Consider the following 19183-nt stretch of genomic DNA (forward strand, 5'->3'; position numbering starts at 1 on the left):
ACCGCCCAAGGCCATCAAGGCCCAGGACGGTGAAGATTTCGAAGACCCGCTATCCAGTGGATCGGAAGGCTGCTCCGCTTAAGTGAACAGCATTACGGCATTGCGCCGGCTTTTTTGTGTCTGATGAAAAGCGGACCGGTCCTCATCCGACAGAGCGATGACCGAACCCGGCGGACTGCCCCGCAGATTTGCCCGGCTCGGCCAACCAGGCGCGGCGCCCCCCCCGCGCCGCGCCCTCGCCTCAGGCCGCCATGCGCCGGCATTCCTCGGCGCAGCTCATGCAGGCCTTGGAGCAGGCCTGACAATGACCCGCCTCATGCTTGGCGCATTCCTCGCCACAGGCTTGGCAAACCTCCGCACACAGAGCGCAGAAGCGCTTGGCGAAGGGGCTCTGCCGGGTCATCATCACCGCCGCTAATTGGCACATGGCCGCGCAATCGAGGTCCAGTTGAATGCAGCGTGCCATCATCTGCACGTTATCTTCGCGCAGGCATGATGCGGCGCAGTTCTCGCAGGTCAGGGCGCAATCGCGGCAGGCCTGGATACAGGTATCGAAATTCATGGGGGATCTCCCGTCATTCGGTCATCGAGGTAAGTGGATGGATGCCAGCGGCCAGCGCCCAAGGAGGACGATCCGGCAACAGGGGATGCGGGGGTACGTAGTGAACGGGCTCGTCCGGCACGGCGAAAATCGCCGTCGATGCGGTCAATGGCGGAGTGTCGTTCGGGATCGCCGCGACAAGACAGCAATGACCTGCCGTGCAGGCCAGGGCGTGCACGCCTCGGTGCGTTGTCGGATGGACGCTCTGGTGTGCCAGGGCTTCCCGACACGGTGGCGCCGCCAGGCACTGCGCCTGCACCTCGGCGGACAGCAGTACGCCCGCCAGCAGCACCAGCATAATGAGCAACGGCATGCGGGGTGGCATCCGTCCTCCGTCGATGGTTCGGACCTAAGGGTGGACTGCCCGGCTCCGGCGAAGTTTTCCTCGATGGCTGAACGGTCGTGCTAGGCGAGCTGTCCGCTTACGCGGGCCTGTTCCTGCTGGCACTGGTGGCGGCGACCCTGCTACCGGCGCAATCGGAAGCGGCGCTGGTGGTCCTGCTGCTGAGTGGGGACTACTCGACCGCCGGGCTCCTCGCCGCGGCAATCGGCGGCAATACCCTGGGTTCGCTGGTGAACTGGCTGCTCGGCCGCTCCATCGAGCACTATCGCAATCGCCGCTGGTTTCCGGCCAATGCGGAACAATTGGCACGTGCGCAGCGCTGGTATCACCGCTACGGGCGCTGGTCGCTGCTGCTGAGCTGGCTGCCCATCGTCGGCGACCCGCTGACGCTGATCGCCGGAGTCATGCGCGAGCCGCTGCCGAGCTTCCTTTTGATCGTCGCCCTGGCCAAAGCGGCGCGCTATCTAGTGTTGGCGGGGGTGACGCTAGGGTGGGGATAAAGGCTGTGCACAGGGACCTCTTCATTCGAGGCACCGCTGGGCGGATAAACCCGTCTCTACAAAGCAGCCGTGCCCTTGTAGGAGCGGCTCTGATCGCGAAGGCTTTACGCAAAAGGCTTCGCCAGCAGAGTTGGCTCCTACAATAAATCCGCCCCTGCATTGCATGGGTCCCATGGTGTAGAGGCGAACTCATCTGCCCGACGCAGTTTCGCCAGGCAGATGCCCCCCAACAGGCCTCACTGCGCCGGCTTGATCTCGGTGACGACGATGGCGCCACCTTCCTGTTCGGCCTGGAACAGGACCTTGTCGCCCGGCTTGAGCCCGTCCAGCAGCGCGGCGTCGCGGACGCGGAAGACCATGGTCATGGGGGGCATGCCCAGGCTCTTGAGCGGGCCGTGACGCAGGGTGATCTTCTTCGCCGCGGCGTCCACCTTGCGCACTTCGCCCTGGTTCATCTCCTCGTTCTGCGCCAACTGCATGTGTCCCGCGTGAGCCGAGTGGTCGACGCTCTCGGCGGCCTGGACCCAGAGCGGTTGAACCAGCCCAACGGCGAGCAGGACGGCAGTCATCAGTGCTTTCATCGGTTCTCTCCCATTTCTCGCGGGCGCAGGATGCCCCGCGTCAAAAAAACAGGGTCGGCGGATACCCACCGACCGCCTCTCATTCATTTGGCAGACACGACCTTGATTCGCCCGACCATACCCGCCTCGTAGTGACCGGGAATCAGGCAGGCGAAGTGGAATTCGCCCGGACGGTTGAAGGTCCAGACGATCTCGCCGCGCTTGCCGGGGGCGACGTGGGCCATGTAGGGCTCGTCGTGCTCCATGCCGGGAAATTTCTTCATCAGCGCGGCGTGCTGGTCGAGCTCCGGCTTGGTGCCGATGACGAACTCGTGCATCACCTGGCCGTCGTTGTGGTGGACGAAACGCACCGTCTCGCCCGCCTTGACCTTGATGAAGTCGGGGTTGAAGCGCATGGCGTCGGACATGCTCACCTCGATGGTACGGTCGGCCTCCTTGCGTTCGCCGGCGATGCCCCAATCCTTCTGCTCCTTGACCACCGGTCTGGCATGGCCGGAACCGGATTGATCACCATGGGCATGGGCCTGAGCGGCAGCGCCCAAGGCCCCCAGCATCAGTGCAGGGGCCACCATTTTGCGGATTCGTTTCATCGGTTCTGCTCTCTCTTTCACGTTCAGTGATCGGTATGCCCACCGGGCTTGCGTACATTCACTTCAACCTCAGGCGAGGCCTGCTGGCGGGGCATCGATTGCCCGCCTGCACTGGACGAGCGAGTCGGCTCGGCCAGGGCACCACGCCATTCGGACGCCACGGTACCTTCGGGATGGCGATACCAGCCGTGGTCGCGGTAGTCGCCGGGCTTCTGGTCGGCGCGGACCTTGAGCACGGTGAACATGCCGCCCATTTCCACCGAGCCGAACGGGCCGTCGCCGGTCATCATCGGCGCGGTGTTGTCCGGCAGCGGCATTTCCATCTCGGCCATGTCGGCCATGCCGCGTTCGCCCATCACCATGTAGTCGGGAATCAGGCCGGTGATCTTCTTCGCCAAGCCACGGTGGTCCACGCCAATCATGGTCGGCACGTCATGGCCCATGGCGTTCATGGTGTGGTGGCTCTTGTGGCAGTGCAGCGCCCAGTCGCCCTCCTCGTCGGCGATGAACTCGACCTGGCGCATCTGCCCCACCGCCACATCGGTGGTGACCTCCGGCCAGCGTGCGCTCTTCGGCACCGGGCCGCCATCGGTACCGGTGACCTCGAACTCGTGGCCATGCAGGTGGATCGGGTGATTGGTCATGGTCAGGTTGCCGACGCGGATGCGTACCCGGTCGCCCTTGCGCACCACCAGCGGGTCGATGCCGGGGAAGATCCGGCTGTTGAAGGCCCACAGGTTGAAGTCGAGCATGGTCATGATCTTCGGCGTAAAGCTGCCCGGCTCGATGTCGTAGGCGCTGAGCAGGAAGCAGAAGTCGCGGTCGACTTCCTCGATCAGCGGATGCGGCGCCTTCGGATGGGTCACCCAGAAGCCCATCATGCCCATGGCCATCTGGGTCATTTCGTCGGCGTGCGGGTGGTACATGAAGGTGCCGGGCCGGCGTGCGACGAACTCGTAGACGAAGGTCTTGCCCGGCTGGATGGCCTTCTGCGTCAGTCCGGCAACCCCGTCCATGCCGTTCGGCAGACGCTGGCCGTGCCAGTGGATGCTGGTGTGCTCCGGCAGGCGGTTGGTGACGAAGATGCGCACACGGTCGCCTTCCACCACCTCGATGGTCGGCCCCGGCGACTGGCCGTTGTAGCCCCACAGATGGGCCTTGAAGCCGGGCGCCATCTCGCGAACCACCGGCTCGGCGACTAGGTGGAACTCCTTGACCCCGTTGTTCATCCGCCAGGGCAGTGTCCAGCCGTTGAGGGTGACCACCGGGCGGTACGGCACGCCGTTCTCCGGCTGCAGCGGTGGCTGGGTATCCGGCCCGCCCTGGGAAACGATCTCGGGCAGCCCGGCCATCGCCGTTCGACTGACCGAGGAAGCGGCTGCCGCCGCGGTGATGGCGCCGGCACCGAGGAAGAAATCACGTCGTGAAACCATAGTTATCGGAATCCTGTTCAATGACCGGCGGGTGCTTCGGCAGCCATCTCGACGCCGGAGGAAGCGGACAGGCTGGGTTTTCCGACCAGGGCCATGTCCAGGTCGGCGCGGGCGATCCAGAAATCGCGCAGGGCGTCGATGTAGCCGTTGACGCTGGCCATCTGCGTGCGGGCGTCGGCGAGCAGTTCGAACACGCCGATCAACATGCCGTTGTAACGCAGCACGTTTTCCTCGGCGATGCGTTGGCGCAGCGGCAGGATCTCATCGCGGTAATGGCGGGCGATGTCGTAGGCCGAGCGGTAGCCGAAGTAGGCCTCGCGTACCTCCGAACGGGCATTGATGGCTGTCTCGGCGGTGCGTTCCAGGGCCTGCCGGTACAGCGACTCGGCCTTGGCCACGCGCGCACCGCTCCAGTCGAACAGCGGCAGCTCGACGCTGATCTCGTAGCCGCGCTGGGTCGGCTCCTCGTTGGAAGAGTTGTGCACCGCGCCCAGCTCCAGCACGTTGACGAAGCGGGTGGTCCTGCTCAGCCCGAGGTTCTTCGCCAGGCTCTCGGCGCCGAGCTTCGCGGCTTCGATATCCAGGCGGCTGGCCATGGCGGTACGTTCGATATCCGGCAGCTCGTCGACGTTCTCCGGCAGGTCGGGCAGGCGTTCCGGCAACTGGAAGGCGGTCTGCTCGCCCCACAGCCCGAGCAGCCGGATCAGGCGCTCCCGCGCGGCGGTGCGGGCCTGCTCGGCGCGAACCAGGTTAAGGCTGGCGTCGGCATAGAAGCTCTGCTCGCGAGCCCGCTGCAACTTGCTGAAGTTCCCCGCTTCGGCCATGCGCCGAGCCAGTTCGGCGCTGGCGTCGGCAGCCTCCTTGACCTTACCCATGTAGCGCAGGCTCTCTTCGGCGGCGACGGCCTGGTAGTAGGCCTTGCGGGTCTCGGCGGCGAGTTCGAGTACACGCAGACTGGTCTCCCGCTGTACCTGCTCGAAGCGCCGGGCCTCCATGCGCCGGGTCATGGGCATGGCGATCAGGCGCGCGACGTTCAGGTGCACGCCGCGCTCCAGCTCCACTTCGTCGCCCTTGGTCAGGCGACCGAAGGAGAAGCCGGGATTGGGCAACCGCCCGGCCTGGACCAGATCGGCCTCGGAAATGCCCAGCTCATGGAACGACGCCTGCAAACCGGGGTTGTTGAACAGGGCGACCTGCACGGCGTCGTCGACGCTCAGGGGCTTGGTCAACAGGTCGCCGACCCGCTGCTTCAACTGTTCGCGCTCGCTGTCCGAACGGGCCCAGACAACCTCTTTGTCGAGACGCTCGCCGACGGTTCGCTCGACGCTGGAGAACCCGCCGTCCTTCGAGAAACCGGCACAGCCCCCGAGGCCGAGCAGGGCCACGGCGAGCAGCGCAAGGCGACCGACGCGGCGTGGATTCGATGCACGCATGGGTGGCTCCTCAGTGCTGCATATGGCCGGAATGCCCGTTGGATTCCGCCCCGGCCTCGGGCTCGGCGGCATCCTCCTGGTAGGCTTCCATGGCGTAGCTGCGCCAACCGCCGATGCGGCCGACGGTGTCGTTGGTAACGCGCCAGTCGGCGACTTCTGCGGGCTCTTCGAAGCGGCGGTAATCGGCCAGCGGCGACCGATAGACCGCCTCGGGAACGGTGGCGCCGGCGTCGCGTGGGTCCGGCTCGGCGTGAACCGGGGTGCTCAGGCTGAACAGCGGAATGCAGGCCAGCGCCCACAATCCGGGTAAGGCATGACGAAGCATGAATGTCTCTCTCGCAAGGGTCGGTCGCCGATCTCGTGCCGGCAAAAGGGGCGCGCGCCAGGCGCGCCGGGACTCAGGCGAGAGCTCTCGGGGGCCGCTCGGGCGCTTCGCCGATGAAGCCGGCGAAGGACACGAAGGCAACAATCGCCAGGGGGGCGTCGGGCAGGATGGGGGAATTGTGCAGCGTGGTGGTGGTCATGCTGGCGTGGCAGCAGGCGGAGCAGAGGCTACAGGAAGCATTGCCAGCCAGGTGGCCATCATGCCCCGCCGATGGCGAATCCGGCTGGGCGGAAGTCGCCTGGGGCCGACCGTGCTCGTGCGCGCGTCCTGCCTCCGAACCATGGGTGTGGGCCGGGGCACTCGCCTGGACAGCATCACGATGATGCTCACCCACTCCGCAGAACGGCATGGACACCGCCGCGATGGCCTTGAAGGGCATCGCCAGCATCAGTATCCAGAGCAGCGCAAGGCGCAGGGAAGCCGTCAGGGTCATGGGGCAGTCAGGGCCGGCAACGAACGATGAGCCGCATTATGCATCGACTTCCCCGGCTCGTGGCAAACCTGACAGAAAAGTAATGAGTCGCCGGCATTCGCCCACAAACCGGATCGTCGCAGGGACGGCCGGCACGCCGCCTCACTCCGGACGTGTCCGCCCGGTGCCCGGTTGCTCCCGGTCGACCTTGGCCGTTACCCGTGGCGACGGTCGTGGTTCGTTGGCCGCATGCTTCTGCCGTGTGTCCGGCTCGGCGCGGGACAACGGATCGGGCAGTCGCTCGATGTCGAAATAAGGAAGTTGCATGGCACATTCTCCTTCCGGAACCTGTCCGGATACTGCCTGGGTGCCCCTTTCGCGTCTTCGTCGTACCGTCGCGGCGGCGTCGCTGGAACGCCATCCGATACCGGGACGTAATCCAAGTATGGACCCGCTCAGGGAGCGGCACTGCCTTTTCCAGCCAAACGGCCGTCGGTGGATTCATGCCGATCGACGAAGGGACGGTTCGTTGACGACAGAACCATCGGAAGCAATAACCCCGCCCATTTGGGCCGACTTGGCGACGCCGGGAGCGCGAGCCGCCGAACGGTCATGCGCCGCTGTGACGCTGGCGTGGTTCATGCAGTCATTGAAGTGTCATCCGTGCCGTAGTTTTCTCGCATGAACGACCACGTCCCCTTCTCCTGTTCGCTCTACCCACCGGCACTCGGGCTGCCCCGGCAACTCACCTCCGCCGAGCTGCAGGCATCCCTGGAAAACACCATGCGCCAACGCGGGGCGGGGCCTGTCTGGCTGTTCGCCTATGGGTCGCTGATCTGGCGTCCCGCCTGCCCCTCGGTGGAAGCCCGGCGCGCACGGGTGCACGGCTACCACCGTGGGCTGTACCTGTGGTCCATGCTGCACCGCGGCACGCCGGAAAACCCCGGCCTGGTGCTCGGCCTGGACCGCGGCGGCTCCTGCTCCGGCTTCGCCTACCGGCTGCCCGAGGCTGGCCTGGAGGAACACCTGCTGGCGCTCTGGCAGCGGGAAATGCCGGATGCCTCCTACCGTCCGGAATGGCTGAACTGCCGCCTGGAGGACGGCACGCGGATACGCGCACTCGGTTTCGTCCTGCAACGGCACCTGCCCAGCTATGCCGGTTTGCAGCCGGACAGCGTGCTCAGCCGGGTCTTCGCCACCGCCTGCGGACATTTCGGCACCACCCGCGACTACGTGGAACAGACCATCAGCGCCCTGCGCGCCCATGCCATGCCGGACTTCAATCTGGAAGCGACCCTGGCCCGCTGCTGCCCCGAACGCGTCAGCGAGTGACGGATTTGGGCAGGTGCGGGCCATCGCCGGCCCAACCGAGGCGTGCTAATCGGACATGCCACTCACCACCGTGAATTTGCGGCTGAACGCATACACCTCGCAGACACCCGTATGCCCGGCGGGAATGGACACGGCGTCGCCCGCCGTCATCTCGATCCGCTCCCCGGTGTCCATGGTGATTGCGATATGTCCTTCGAGCAATACGAAGGCTTCATCGTTATCGAAGCGCCAATGGAATGTCGCGGGATGCGAGGTGAAGAACGCAACGGACTTGTGCGGCGTCTTCACACCCACCGTGCGCAGCAGTTTCATCCGGGTTTCCGGGTTGCCTGAAATCACGTCGTCGCCCAACGGGTATTCGAGCCAGCCGTCCGGCGTATCCAGCGAAGCGCGGGCGACGGAGTCGATGGGATTGGGGAGTACGGGGCGTATGGTCATCTTGTTTCTGCCTCTCAAGGTCATGGATAACGACTATGACAAATGGCATAGTCGAAGCAGAGACTACACCACACTATGACAGTTGGCATAACTTTCTGAATGACCATTCCTACCCGAGAAAAGATGATCATCGGCGCCGCCGATCTGCTGCGCCGTTGGGGCCTGCACGCCACCAGCATGCGGGAAGTCGTACGCCATTCGAACACGCCCCGGGGCTCCATTGCCCACCACTTCCCCGGCGGCAAGCGCCAGTTGCTCGAGGCCGCGGTGCACCACGCCGGCCAGGAGGTCAGCGGCCCCCTGGAGGCGCTGATGCGTGAGTACGGGCCCTTGCCGGGGTTGGAACGCTTCGTCATGCAGTGGCGCCGCGTGCTCGAGGAAAGCGGCTTCGAGGCGGGATGTGCGGTGCTCGCCGTGGCGGTGGAGAAATATGTCTCCGACCAGCGGGAAGCCGATCCGCAGCAGGAGCAGCAGGTCCAACAACAATTGTTGGATCAGGCCAATGACATCTTCGGGGAATGGCGGCGGATCATTTCATACGCATTGCAGGAGGCCGGCAGCCCGCCCGCTCGGGCTGAAAACCTGGCACTGCTGATAATCGCCTCTATCGAAGGCTCGGTAGCCTTGTGCCGTGCCGCACGCAGCAGCGAACCGCTGGAGCGGATCTGGGAAGAGCTGCACCTGCTGCTTGAGCGTGAACCGGGCCTCTTGCCCCGGCGTTGATTCAGGAGCCGAGCTGCTTCAGGGCACGCCGGGTAACGACATCGATGCGTGCGGGATCGCCATAGATGCGGGCCAGCAGGATGGCTCCCTCGTAATCCGCCACCAGTTGCCGCCCCAATTCGGCTGCCTCTTCTTCCCCGAACCGGGGGACATGAAGGTGCGCAAGTGCGCGGGCCCAGTCGTCGAGGAACTGGCGGATCGGCGCCATGAGTTCGCTTTTCCCGTAGGTCGCATCGACCGCTACGACCCCCATCAGGCAACCGATGGCGTCGCCCAGGAACAGCTTGCCGGCATTGCGCCCCATCTTCGAAAGCCGCTCATGGGGGGCGAGGCTTTCGTCATAGGCAATCGAGAACAGCGATTGGCCGATACGCTCATGCGTCCACGCCAACACGTCCCGCAGCAGCGATTCCTTGTTCGGGTAGTGGTGGTAGAAGGAGGCCTTGGTCAGCCCGCACGCCTCCGACAGCGCATCCATGGTGGTGCCGTGGTAGCCGAGGCGTTTGAAGGTATTGGCACAGCGCAACAGCAGCTCGTCGCGGGAAATCTTCGGAGGGCGCACGGGCGAATCCTGCTTTCGATCAAGGCCGTTGATTCTAGGGCATAAGCGATACCGTCTCAATTTGACGGTTACCGAATGTTTGTTTAGCTTCTCAAACCGAACGATCGGTAAGTAACTGGAACAATCCCAGTTGCCGACTCAACCCGCCCCAGGAGAACAAGCATGAGCGAAGCCAACAGCGGACCCGGACGCGTCACCCGAGAACAGCGCGAACATCTCTTTCTGATCGGCCTGGACCGGGCGGGCAAGCGCAACGCCTTCGACAGCGCGATGCTCACCGACCTGTCCCTGGCCATCGGCGAGTACGAACGCAACGACACGCTGCGTTGCGCGGTGCTGTTCGCTCATGGTGATCACTTCACCGCCGGGCTCGACTTGATGGAACTGACGCCGAAGCTCGCCTCGGGCGGCTTCGCCTACCCGGCCGAGGGTATCGATCCCTGGGGGGTGTCGAAGCCGCGCCGGACCAAACCCATGGTGGTTGCCGTCCAGGGCACCTGCTGGACCGCCGGCATCGAGTTGCTGCTCAACGCCGATATCGCCATCGCCGCCCGCAATGCCCGCTTCGCCCACCTGGAAGTGCTGCGCGGCATTCCGCCGTCCGGCGGCTCCACCGTGCGCTTCACCCAGGCGGCCGGCTGGACCAACGCCATGCGCTACATGCTGACCGGCGAAACCTTCGAGGCCGAACAGGCGCTGGCGATGCGCCTGCTGACGGAAGTGGTCGAACCCGGCCAGGAGTTGCCCCGCGCCCTCGAATACGCCGAGCGCATCGCCAAGGCCGCTCCCCTGGCGATCAAGGCCACGTTGAAGTCGGCCTTCCAGGCGCGCGACCAGGGTGACGATGCGGCCCTGTCCCAACTCAACGAACTGCTCTTCACGCTGATTCGCAGCGAAGACGTCCGCGAAGGCGTCATGGCGATGATGCAGAAGCGCGAACCGGTGTTCCAAGGCCGCTGACGAAAAGAGTCGAATATGAAGCACACCCTCTCCGAAATCCGGCAGAGCATGCCCCCGGAAAACCTCATCATCACCGCGCGCGACGGCTACCGACTATCCGCCTACCGCTACGCCGCACCCCGGCAGGCCAGGGGCAACCTCATCATGGCTGGCGCAACCGGCGTACCGCAGCGTTTCTACCGTCGCTTCGCCGAGCATGCGGCACACCGGGGATTCAACGTGCTCACCCTGGATTACCGGGGCGTCGGGGAATCCGCGCCCGCCACCCTGAAGGGCTTTCGCATGTCCTATCTGGACTGGGCCTACCAGGACCTGGCCGCGGTAGTCGACCTGCTGGGCCAGGAAGACCTGCCGCTGTACTGGGTGGGTCACTCGTTCGGCGGCCATGCCATCGGCCTCCTGCCCAACCATGACCGCCTCGCGGCGTGCTACACCTTTGGCAGCGGTGCCGGCTGGAGCGGCTGGATGCCCAGACTCGAGGCGATCAAAGCTCGCTTGTTGTGGACCTTCGTCCTGCCGCCGATCGTCCTCTGGAAAGGCTACATGGCCTGGAGCCTGCTGGGCATGGGCGACGATCTGCCGCTGGGGGTCTACAAGGACTGGAAGCGCTGGTGCGTTTACCCGCACTACTATTTCGACGACCCGGACATGGCCCATCTCGCCGGGCTGTACGCTGAGGTTCGTACGCCCTGCATCTTCGCCACCTCGACGGACGATCCCTGGGCCCCGCCCCGCTCCCGCGATGCGTTCGTCAAGGCGTTCTGCAATGCGCCACTGATCACCCGCGACATCGAGCCAGCACGCGGCGACGAGCCCATCGGCCACATGGGCTACTTCCGCGCCCATGCGCAACCGCTCTGGGACGAGATGCTCGACTGGTTGCTGCGGTACCCGCCGCAGAAGGCAAGCCCCCGGACACCCGCGCCCACCTGGCACTCGACAGGCAAGACAGGAGAGCAACCATGACCTTCACCCAGATCGCCTACGAAGAGCACGGCCAGGTCCGTGTCATCCGCTTCGACCGGCCGGAAAAGCGCAACTGCATCGGCCCCGTCACCCACCGGGAATTGATCGAAGCCTGGACCCGCTTCAAGGAGGACGACAGCGCCCTGGTGGCAATCATCACCGGTACCGGGGAGCAAGCCTTCTGCGCGGGCGGCGACCTGGACGCTGGCTTCGACCTCGTACCCTCGACGCCCGAAGAGATCGCCGCGCACGACCGCGGCGAACGGCCCGGCATCCTCGGGCCGAGCCGCTGGACCGACGTCTACAAACCGGTCATCGCCGCGGTCAACGGCGCCGCCTACGCCGGCGGCCTGGAATGGGCCTGCTTCGCCGACATGCGCATCGCCGAGGAGCATGCCTCCTTCGGCGTCACCTGCCGGCGCTGGAACATCGGCCTCGCCGACGGCGGCAGCCAGCGCCTGCCGCGTATCGTCGGGCTGGGCCGGGCCATGGAGCTGATCCTCACCGGCCGCGTCATCTCCGCCACAGAGGCGCAGGGCATCGGCCTGGTGAACGAAGTCGTGCCCAAAGGGCAATCCCTGTCCCGCGCCCTCGAACTGGCCCGTTTCCTCTGCACCCTCCCCCAACCGGCCCTGCGCTCGGACAAGGAAGCCGCCATCCGTGGCTTCGGGCAGCCGCTGGCCGAAGGGCTGCGCATCGAGGCCGAGTGCTTCAACCGCTCCATCCACCAGCCCGAAACCCAGGAGGGGCTGCGCCGTTTCCGCGAGCGCGACCACCCGGACCGCATCCCCGGCCATGTCCCGGCCACACCCGGGCTGGTCCGCAACTGAGGGAGCGACCATGCGCATGGACCTGTTGCTGCAGCTCCACCTGTTCGCCGTGGCCTTCTGGCTTGGCGTCGTCGCGGTGGAGTTCCTGCTCGAGCGGAGCCGGGCGCAGAGCCGCGCACAGGGTTTCAGCGTGGCGCAACTGCACCGGAAGATCGATCTCTGGTTCGAGATGCCGGCGTTCAGCCTGGTCCTGGTCACCGGCATCCTGATGTTCGATTCCGGTCGCTTCGAAGGCGTCTATGCCCTGAAGATCGTCGCCGGAAGCCTCGCCGTGGCCGGCAACCTCCTGTGCCTCGCCCCGGTGCTGCAACGACGTGCCGCAGCTTCGAGGGACAATCTGTCCGACGTCATTCGCCTGTCGCGCCAGATCGACCGAATCTCCCTGCTGGCCATACCGGCCGGGCTGGTGGCCCTCGCCTGTGGCGTTTCTCTGGCGACAGGCTGAGCCACGAACTGAACGACGAGGCCTTCCGCCAGGCCATACAACTGCTGGTGAAGGCCGACAACATATACGTGGTCGGCGTGCGCCGTTCCTTCGCCGCAGCCCACTATCTGGTCTACAGCCTGCTGCACACCAACAAGCGCATCCATCTGGTCTGAAACGAAAAAGCCCCGTCTGCCTGAGCAGCGCGGGGCTTTTGCACGAGATGGTGTCCCAGGCAGGAATTGAACCTGCAACCTTCCCCTTAGGAGGGGGACGCTCTATCCAATTGAGCTACTGGGACACGGCGATAACGGGGGCGCATGTTAGCGACCGGGAGCGATTTTGTCATGCCGTCGCCACGCAGCGCGACCATACTCTGTCGATTGCCCCACGGAGAGCCTGCCATGCCTGCCGTCGATCCCAGCGCCCTGCCCGACTCGCCCTTCGTTCATTTCAGCGTGCGCGCCGCCAGCCCCGGCGATGCCAACCGGCTGGCCGACCTGCTGCAACAGCTCGGCGAACAGGACCCGCGCCCCGATCCGACCCTGCTCGCCCTGCGTCTCGCCGAGCTGCCGGCCAGTCGCGAAGTGCTGGTGGCGGAGCGCGACGGCAAGCTGCTCGGCACCTGTACCCTGAACCTGATCGAGCACCTGGCCCATGACTTCGCCCGCTCGGCAGTGGTCGAGGACGTGGTGGTGGACGCCGGGGCGCGGGGGCTTGGCGTCGGCCGGGCGCTGATGGAGAAAGCCGCCGAGCGCGCCCGCGCCTGGGGTTGCTACAAGCTGGCGTTGTCCACCCACCGCGACCGCGAGGCCGCGCACCGTTTCTACGAGGCCCTGGGTTACCGCCCCCACGGCATCAGCCTGGCGTTGTCGCTGTCCTGACCGAATTCGACGCACTGCGCTTTCCGCGAAACTGACCAGCCCGTTAGAATCGCCGCTTTTTTGCGGCGTGGGCCCATCCGCCTTCGTCCGCTCGGCAGCCGCGGGACGCCGTGGCTTCCTCCACACGTCAGAGGGCAACCCCCATGAAGGCAGTTTTCTCCGCTTACCTGCGCACCCCGTTGTTGATGCGCATCTTCGCCGGCTTCCTGCTCGGCTCCCTGGTCGGGATCGGGCTGTGGTACGCCGGCACCCAGGACAGCGACCTGACCGCACGCATCATCCCCTACGTCCAGCCGTTCGGCAGCCTGCTGGTCAGCCTGCTGAAGATGATCGTGGTACCGGTGATCCTGCTCTCGCTGATCACCGGTGCCGCCAGCCTGCCGCTGGCGCGCTTCGGCAAGATCGGCGTGAAGGTGATCGCCTGGTATCTGCTCTGCTCGTTCCTCGCCGCCGTCATCGGCACCCTGGTGGCGCTCGCCTTCAACCCCGGCGAAGGCAGCAACCTGGCCGGCTGGGAGCGTCTGGTCGGTGGCGTCAAGGGCGAGGCGGAGAGCCTGGTGGCCCAGGCCGACAGCAACGCCGGGCCGATGGGCCTGCTGCTGAGCATGTTCGAGAACCCCTTCCATGCATTGTCCGAAGGGCACTTCCTGGCCATCATCGTCTTCGCCATCTTCTTCGGCCTGGCCCTGCGCGTGCTGCTCGACGGCGACGCCGGCGAAACCCAGAAGGCCGCCGTGCAACGTCTGCTCGACAGCCTGGAAGCGGCGCGCGATGCAGTGTTCAAGATGGTCGACTGGATTCTCGAATACACCCCGGTCGGCGTCTTCGCCCTCTCCGTGGTGAACTTCGGCCTGTACGGCCCGAGCATCGCCGGCCCTTACGTCAACGTCACCCTGGGCGTGATCACCGGCGTTCTGGTGATGGTGCTGCTGGTCTATCCGGCCCTGCTGTGGGTCTCCACCCGGCGCAATCCGCTGCAGGTCTACAAGTACCTGCAGGAGCCGATGATCACTGCCTTCATCACCCGTTCCAGCGCCGCCACCCTGCCAGTGTCGCTGCGGGTGATCGAGCATGACCTGAAGGTGAAGAACGAACTGGCCTCCTTCTCCCTGCCGCTGGGCGCCACCATCAACATGGACGGCGTCTGCGTGCACCTGCCGATGTTCGCCATCCTCGCCGCCAACATCTTCGGCGTCGACCTCAGCGCCGCGCAGTTGCTGATGCTGGTGCTCACCACCGTGTTGGCCTCCATCGGCGCTGGCGGCGTGCCGGGCGGCAGTCTGATGCTGCTGTTCATCATTCTCCAGGCGATGGGCCTGGCGCCGGAGCAGATCGCCGTGATCGTCGCCCTGGCCCTCGGCATCAACCCGATCCTCGACATGTTCGAGACCTGCAACAACGTCACCGGCGACCTGGTCTGCACCTATGCCGTGGCCGAGCGTTCGGGCCTGGTGGACCAGCCGAGCCCGGCCTCCGCAGACAGCGCTCCCGCCTTCCGTCCCTCTCCGGCCGAATAACGGCTACTCCACATCCCCACACAGCTCCGCGGCGCGCAACAGCGCCGCGGTCAGCCCGTGCCTCTCCCACTCCGGCAGCGCGGCGAAACGGGCGCGGAACTCCGGTGGCAGCAACGGCGGCGCCTCGTGCAACAGGGCCCGGCCGGCTTCGCTGATATGCAGCCATTGCTTGCGCCGGTCCTGGTCGTCGCGCTGGCGCTGCAACAGGCCGCGCTCCTCCAGGCGGTCGAGCATGCCCGATAGCGTCGCCGCGCTCAGGCTGACCTTGCCGCACAGCGAACTGGCGGTCAGCCGCCCTTCGCTGTTGAGCACCTGAAGCACCAGCAACTGCATCGGCGTCAGGCCGCCGTAGCGGGCCAGGCGCTTGGCATGCACCTCGCCCGCCTGCTGCAGGCGCCGCAGGGCCTGGAACAAGGACTGTTCGAAACCCTTTATCGATGACAATTCAGTTTCAGTCGAAACTATTAATTCTGACATACAGCACGCTTCATCCAACATTTAGCTTTGACATCAAAGCATTTTTTTGTTTGGGTGTAAAAGGTGCAGGCAAACGCAGACAGTTTTTCAACGGCCTGTCCTCCCCAACGGCAAACAACACCGGTAAGGAACCTATGTGCGGTATAGCTGGAGAACTACGTTTCGATGGCCGACCGGCCGATCTGGCCGCGGTCGAACGCATCACCCATCACCTCGCGCCGCGTGGCCCCGACGCCTCCGGCTTCCATAGCCAGGGCCCGGTCGCCCTGGGCCACCGGCGACTGAAGATCATGGACCTCGACGAGGCCTCCGGCCAGCCGATGATGGACGCCTTCCTTGGCCTGTCGATGGTCTTCAACGGCGCGATCTACAACTACCCGGAACTGCGCGACGAGCTGGAGGGCCTGGGTTATCGCTTCTTCTCCGACGGCGATACCGAGGTCCTGCTCAAGGCCTATCACGCCTGGGGCGAAGCCATGCTGCCGAAGCTCAATGGCATGTTCGCCCTGGCAATCTGGGAGCGCGACCGCCGCAGCCTGTTCCTCGCCCGCGACCGCCTCGGCATCAAGCCGTTGTACCTGGCACGCAACGGCGAGCGGCTGCGCTTCGCCTCGACCCTGCCGGCGCTGCTGCAAGGCGGAGACATCGAACGCAGCCTGAACCCAGTGGCGCTCAACCACTACCTCAGTTTCCACGCCGTGGTACCCGCCCCGCATACCTTGGTGGCGGGCATCGAGAAGCTGCCGCCGGCCACCTGGATGCGCCTCGACGCCCAGGGCAATGCCGAGCAGCAGTGCTGGTGGCAACTCGACTATGGCCCGCGCGAAGACGAACGCCAGCTCGGCTTCGAAGACTGGCAAACCCGTGTACTCGACAGCCTGCGCGAAGCCGTGGCGATCCGTCAGCGCGCCGCGGTGGACGTCGGTGTGCTGCTCTCCGGCGGCGTCGATTCCAGCCTGCTGGTCGGCCTGCTGCGCGAGGCCGGCGCGGCGGACAACCTGCTGACCTTTTCCATCGGTTTCGAGGATGCCGGCGGCGAGCGCGGCGACGAGTTCCACTACTCCGACCTGATCGCCCGTCACTACGGCACCCGCCACCACCAGTTGCGCATCGACGAGCGGGAAATCATCGAGCAGTTGCCGGCGGCGTTCCGCGCCATGAGCGAGCCGATGGTCAGCCACGACTGTATCGCCTTCTACCTGCTCTCCCGCGAAGTGTCGCGACACTGCAAGGTGGTGCAGAGCGGCCAGGGCGCCGACGAGCTGTTCGCCGGCTATCACTGGTACCCGCAGGTGGATGGCGCCGCCGACCCGGTAGCCGCCTACCTGGCGGCGTTCCGCGACCGCGACTTCGCCGAATACGCCGAGACCGTGGAGTCGCGCTGGGTCGAAGGCGACTTTTCCGGCGAGTTTGTCCGCACGCACTTCGCCCGTCCCGGCGCCGATGACGCGGTAGACAAGGCACTGCGCCTGGACAGCACGGTGATGCTGGTGGACGACCCGGTGAAGCGGGTCGACAACATGACCATGGCCTGGGGCCTGGAGGCCCGCACGCCGTTCCTCGACTACCGCGTGGCGGAGCTGTCGGCGCGCATCCCGGCGCGCTTCAAGCTGCCGGACGGTGGCAAGCACGTACTCAAGGAAGCCGCGCGGCGGGTGATCCCGGCCGAGGTCATCGACCGCCCCAAGGGCTACTTCCCGGTGCCCGGCCTCAAGCATCTGCAAGGTGCCACCCTCGACTGGGTCCGCGACCTGCTGCTCGACCCGAGCCAGGACCGCGGCCTGTTCCAGATCGCGGCGATCGATCGGCTGCTCAGCGACCCGCACGGCCAGTTGACGCCCTTGCGCGGCTCCAAGCTGTGGCAGCTCGCCGCGCTCAACCTGTGGCTCGACGAACACGGGCTTTGACGCCCGACCGGACGACACGCCGGCCATACACCGGCGAGGAACGGACCCGAAGTTCCAGGGTCGATCCAGAAGGGTCGCCCGGCACCGATAAAGGAGAATGCCATGCAGAAATCCCAGGCCTACGGCCAGCGCCTGCTGCGCGGACAGGCACCGTCCTACCAGCGTTTGCAGGCGCGCTTCGCCGAGGACGGCAAGGAAGAACCCCGGCAGCCGGTGGCCCTGCAATGCGGCTGGGGCCGCCTGCTGATCGGCCACACCTACCCGGACGCCGCCCGCCTGGCCGCCGACCTGCTGGAAGAGCGGCCCGGCGAACGCGACATCGCGCTCTACGTGGCGGCGCCGCAGCAGGTGCTGGCGCAGGCGCCGCAGCAATTGTTCCTCGACCCCTCCGACACCCTGCGCCTGTGGTTTTCCGACTACCGCCCGGCGCGCCGTCCGTTCCGCGGCTTCCATATCCGACGCGCACAGAGCGAGGGCGACTGGGTTGGGGTCAATCGCCTCTACCAGACGCGCGGCATGCTGCCGGTGGACAGTCGCCGCCTGACCCCACGCGAGGAAGGCGGTCCGGTCTACTGGCTGGCCGAGGACCTCGACAGCGGCCAGTCGGTCGGCGCGGTGATGGGCCTCAACCACGCGGAAGCCTTCGGCGACCCGGAGAACGGCAGCAGCCTCTGGTGCCTGGCGGTGGACCCGCAGTGTACCCGCCCCGGCGTCGGCGAAGCGTTGGTCCGCCACCTGATCGAGCATTACCAGTCGCGTGGGCTGTCCTACCTCGACCTGTCGGTGCTGCATGACAACCGCCAGGCCAAGGCGCTCTACGCCAAGCTGGGCTTCCGCGACCTGCCAACCTTCGCCGTGAAGCGCAAGAACAGCATCAACCAGCCGCTGTTCATGGGCCCCGGCCCGGAAGCGGAACTCAATCCCTACGCGCGGATCATCGTCGACGAGGCGCACCGTCGCGGCATCGAAGTACAGGTGGACGACGCGGCGGCCGGCATCTTCACGCTGATCCACGGCGGCCGGCGCATCCGCTGCCGGGAATCGCTGTCCGACCTGACCAGCGCGGTAAGCATGACCCTCTGCCAGGACAAGCTGCTCACCCATCGCTGCCTGCGCCGGGCCGGGCTCGAACTGCCGGCGCAGCGCTTGGCCGGCAGTGCGGAAGAGAACGCCGCCTTCCTTGCCGAGCACGGCCGTATCGTGGTCAAGCCGGTGGATGGCGAACAGGGCAAAGGGGTTGCCGTGGACCTGCGCACTGCGGAAGAGGTAGAGCACGCCATCGAGGCGGCACGCCGCTTCGACAGCCGGGTGCTGCTGGAAAGTTTCCACGAGGGTCTGGACTTGCGCATCCTGGTGATCGGCTACGAGGTGGTGGCCGCCGCTATCCGCCGTCCGGCCGAGGTCCAGGGCGACGGACGACACAGCATCGGCGCACTGATCGAGGCCCAGAGCCGGCGCCGGCAAGCCGCTACCGGCGGCGAAAGCCGCATCCCGCTGGACGAGGAAACCCAGCGCACCCTGCATGCCGCTGGCTACGACTACGACAGCGTGCTGCCGGAAGGCACCCGCCTGGCCGTGCGCCGCACCGCCAACCTGCACACTGGCGGCACCTTGGAAGATGTGACCGCGCAGTTGCATCCGACCCTGGCCGATGCTGCCGTGCGCGCAGCCCGTGCCCTGGATATCCCGGTGGTCGGCCTGGACCTGCTGGTGGAAGCCGCCGACCAGCCGCGCTACGTGTTCATCGAAGCCAACGAGCGCGCCGGCCTCGCCAACCACGAGCCACAACCCACCGCCGAAAAATTCGTCGACCTGCTGTTCCCGCTCAGCCAGACACTAAGTTGAGAAGGCCTCGCCGGCCATCCGTCCCCGTAGCGGATGGCGG

At 65.9% G+C, this 19183-nt stretch carries 23 protein-coding genes, 1 tRNA gene and 1 pseudogene; 12 read left to right on the forward strand and 13 right to left on the reverse strand.

Annotated elements, in window-relative coordinates; translation table 11 throughout:
* Window positions 1-241: 241 nt before the first annotated feature.
* Window positions 242-562 carry a four-helix bundle copper-binding protein gene (locus BZL41_RS00680; protein ID WP_095597514.1) on the reverse strand — a complete coding sequence of 107 codons (321 nt, stop codon included), beginning with the start codon at window positions 560-562 and terminating at the stop codon, window positions 242-244.
* Between the two features lie 13 nt (window positions 563-575).
* Complete coding sequence (locus BZL41_RS00685; protein WP_143517996.1) at window positions 576-914, reverse strand: hypothetical protein; 339 nt, start codon at window positions 912-914, stop codon at window positions 576-578.
* A gap of 89 nt (window positions 915-1003) precedes the next feature.
* Between BZL41_RS00685 and BZL41_RS00690 the strand changes: the two genes are divergently transcribed.
* Window positions 1004-1444, forward strand: coding sequence for a YqaA family protein (locus BZL41_RS00690; RefSeq protein WP_095597516.1), 441 nt, complete (start codon window positions 1004-1006; stop codon window positions 1442-1444).
* 236 nt (window positions 1445-1680) lie between these two features.
* On the opposite strand, the gene BZL41_RS00695 is transcribed toward BZL41_RS00690, so the two are convergent.
* The 7 genes from BZL41_RS00695 to BZL41_RS28310 form a co-directional block, all read right to left on the reverse strand.
* Window positions 1681-2025, reverse strand: coding sequence for a copper-binding protein (locus BZL41_RS00695; RefSeq protein WP_095597517.1), 345 nt, complete (start codon window positions 2023-2025; stop codon window positions 1681-1683).
* Window positions 2026-2108: 83 nt separating this feature from the next.
* Window positions 2109-2615 carry a plastocyanin/azurin family copper-binding protein gene (locus BZL41_RS00700; protein ID WP_095597518.1) on the reverse strand — a complete coding sequence of 169 codons (507 nt, stop codon included), beginning with the start codon at window positions 2613-2615 and terminating at the stop codon, window positions 2109-2111.
* 23 nt (window positions 2616-2638) lie between these two features.
* A complete protein-coding gene (locus BZL41_RS00705) occupies window positions 2639-4048 on the reverse strand; it encodes a multicopper oxidase family protein (RefSeq protein ID WP_095597519.1) in 1410 nt (469 codons plus the stop codon).
* 17 nt (window positions 4049-4065) lie between these two features.
* Window positions 4066-5481 carry a TolC family protein gene (locus BZL41_RS00710; protein ID WP_095597520.1) on the reverse strand — a complete coding sequence of 472 codons (1416 nt, stop codon included), beginning with the start codon at window positions 5479-5481 and terminating at the stop codon, window positions 4066-4068.
* Between the two features lie 10 nt (window positions 5482-5491).
* Window positions 5492-5806 carry a hypothetical protein gene (locus tag BZL41_RS00715; protein ID WP_095597521.1) on the reverse strand — a complete coding sequence of 105 codons (315 nt, stop codon included), beginning with the start codon at window positions 5804-5806 and terminating at the stop codon, window positions 5492-5494.
* Between the two features lie 73 nt (window positions 5807-5879).
* Entirely contained in the window at window positions 5880-6299 is a 420-nt protein-coding gene (locus tag BZL41_RS00720) for a hypothetical protein (RefSeq protein ID WP_095597522.1), read from the reverse strand.
* A 141-nt stretch (window positions 6300-6440) separates the two neighbouring features.
* Window positions 6441-6605: a hypothetical protein gene (locus BZL41_RS28310; RefSeq protein ID WP_168190898.1), complete on the reverse strand. Its 165-nt coding sequence runs from the start codon at window positions 6603-6605 to the stop codon at window positions 6441-6443.
* 354 nt (window positions 6606-6959) lie between these two features.
* Between BZL41_RS28310 and BZL41_RS00725 the strand changes: the two genes are divergently transcribed.
* Window positions 6960-7610, forward strand: a complete 651-nt coding sequence (locus BZL41_RS00725) for a gamma-glutamylcyclotransferase (protein ID WP_095597523.1) — start codon at window positions 6960-6962, stop codon at window positions 7608-7610.
* Window positions 7611-7655: 45 nt separating this feature from the next.
* Here BZL41_RS00725 and BZL41_RS00730 read toward each other — a convergent pair whose 3' ends face one another.
* Window positions 7656-8048, reverse strand: coding sequence for a cupin domain-containing protein (locus BZL41_RS00730; protein ID WP_095597524.1), 393 nt, complete (start codon window positions 8046-8048; stop codon window positions 7656-7658).
* Between the two features lie 99 nt (window positions 8049-8147).
* Between BZL41_RS00730 and BZL41_RS00735 the strand changes: the two genes are divergently transcribed.
* Window positions 8148-8771 carry a TetR/AcrR family transcriptional regulator gene (locus BZL41_RS00735; protein ID WP_168190901.1) on the forward strand — a complete coding sequence of 208 codons (624 nt, stop codon included), beginning with the start codon at window positions 8148-8150 and terminating at the stop codon, window positions 8769-8771.
* Between the two features lies 1 nt (window position 8772).
* On the opposite strand, the gene BZL41_RS00740 is transcribed toward BZL41_RS00735, so the two are convergent.
* The gene (locus tag BZL41_RS00740; RefSeq protein ID WP_095597526.1) at window positions 8773-9333 is read right to left on the reverse strand and encodes a TetR/AcrR family transcriptional regulator; all 561 of its coding nucleotides are present in this window, start codon (window positions 9331-9333) and stop codon (window positions 8773-8775) included.
* Window positions 9334-9495: 162 nt separating this feature from the next.
* Here BZL41_RS00740 and BZL41_RS00745 point away from each other — a divergent pair, with 162 nt between their 5' ends.
* The 5 genes and pseudogenes from BZL41_RS00745 to BZL41_RS00765 form a co-directional block, all read left to right on the forward strand.
* The gene (locus BZL41_RS00745) at window positions 9496-10293 is read left to right on the forward strand and encodes a crotonase/enoyl-CoA hydratase family protein (protein ID WP_095597527.1); all 798 of its coding nucleotides are present in this window, start codon (window positions 9496-9498) and stop codon (window positions 10291-10293) included.
* Between the two features lie 15 nt (window positions 10294-10308).
* A complete protein-coding gene (locus tag BZL41_RS00750; protein ID WP_256578055.1) occupies window positions 10309-11259 on the forward strand; it encodes an alpha/beta fold hydrolase in 951 nt (316 codons plus the stop codon).
* Window positions 11256-12089 carry an enoyl-CoA hydratase/isomerase family protein gene (locus BZL41_RS00755; protein WP_095597528.1) on the forward strand — a complete coding sequence of 278 codons (834 nt, stop codon included), beginning with the start codon at window positions 11256-11258 and terminating at the stop codon, window positions 12087-12089. Before BZL41_RS00750 ends, BZL41_RS00755 begins: the two co-directional genes overlap by 4 nt.
* A gap of 10 nt (window positions 12090-12099) precedes the next feature.
* Window positions 12100-12534 (forward strand): hypothetical protein, encoded by a 435-nt coding sequence (locus BZL41_RS00760; RefSeq protein ID WP_095597529.1) that lies wholly within the window; start codon window positions 12100-12102, stop codon window positions 12532-12534.
* Window positions 12525-12686, forward strand: a pseudogene (locus tag BZL41_RS00765) (MurR/RpiR family transcriptional regulator); the annotation flags it as partial. The gene BZL41_RS00760 and the pseudogene BZL41_RS00765, both read left to right, overlap by 10 nt.
* A 51-nt stretch (window positions 12687-12737) precedes the next feature.
* On the opposite strand, the gene BZL41_RS00770 reads toward BZL41_RS00765, so the two are convergent.
* Window positions 12738-12814: transfer RNA gene (locus BZL41_RS00770), tRNA-Arg, on the reverse strand.
* Between the two features lie 103 nt (window positions 12815-12917).
* Between BZL41_RS00770 and BZL41_RS00775 the strand changes: the two genes are divergently transcribed.
* Window positions 12918-13397: a GNAT family N-acetyltransferase gene (locus BZL41_RS00775; RefSeq protein WP_084334508.1), complete on the forward strand. Its 480-nt coding sequence runs from the start codon at window positions 12918-12920 to the stop codon at window positions 13395-13397.
* A gap of 143 nt (window positions 13398-13540) precedes the next feature.
* On the forward strand, window positions 13541-14914 hold the full coding sequence (locus tag BZL41_RS00780; protein WP_095597530.1) for a dicarboxylate/amino acid:cation symporter: 1374 nt from the start codon (window positions 13541-13543) through the stop codon (window positions 14912-14914).
* A 3-nt stretch (window positions 14915-14917) separates the two neighbouring features.
* On the opposite strand, the gene BZL41_RS00785 is transcribed toward BZL41_RS00780, so the two are convergent.
* Complete coding sequence (locus tag BZL41_RS00785) at window positions 14918-15391, reverse strand: MarR family winged helix-turn-helix transcriptional regulator (protein WP_084334512.1); 474 nt, start codon at window positions 15389-15391, stop codon at window positions 14918-14920.
* Between the two features lie 134 nt (window positions 15392-15525).
* Here BZL41_RS00785 and BZL41_RS00790 point away from each other — a divergent pair, with 134 nt between their 5' ends.
* Both BZL41_RS00790 and ngg read left to right on the forward strand, forming a co-directional pair.
* Window positions 15526-17298: an N-acetylglutaminylglutamine amidotransferase gene (locus BZL41_RS00790; protein ID WP_095597531.1), complete on the forward strand. Its 1773-nt coding sequence runs from the start codon at window positions 15526-15528 to the stop codon at window positions 17296-17298.
* Between the two features lie 102 nt (window positions 17299-17400).
* The gene (gene ngg / locus BZL41_RS00795) at window positions 17401-19143 is read left to right on the forward strand and encodes an N-acetylglutaminylglutamine synthetase (RefSeq protein ID WP_095597532.1); all 1743 of its coding nucleotides are present in this window, start codon (window positions 17401-17403) and stop codon (window positions 19141-19143) included.
* Window positions 19144-19183: the final 40 nt, after the last annotated feature.

The organism is Pseudomonas sp. PIC25, from assembly GCF_002286785.1.
Taxonomy (GTDB): domain Bacteria; phylum Pseudomonadota; class Gammaproteobacteria; order Pseudomonadales; family Pseudomonadaceae; genus Pseudomonas_M.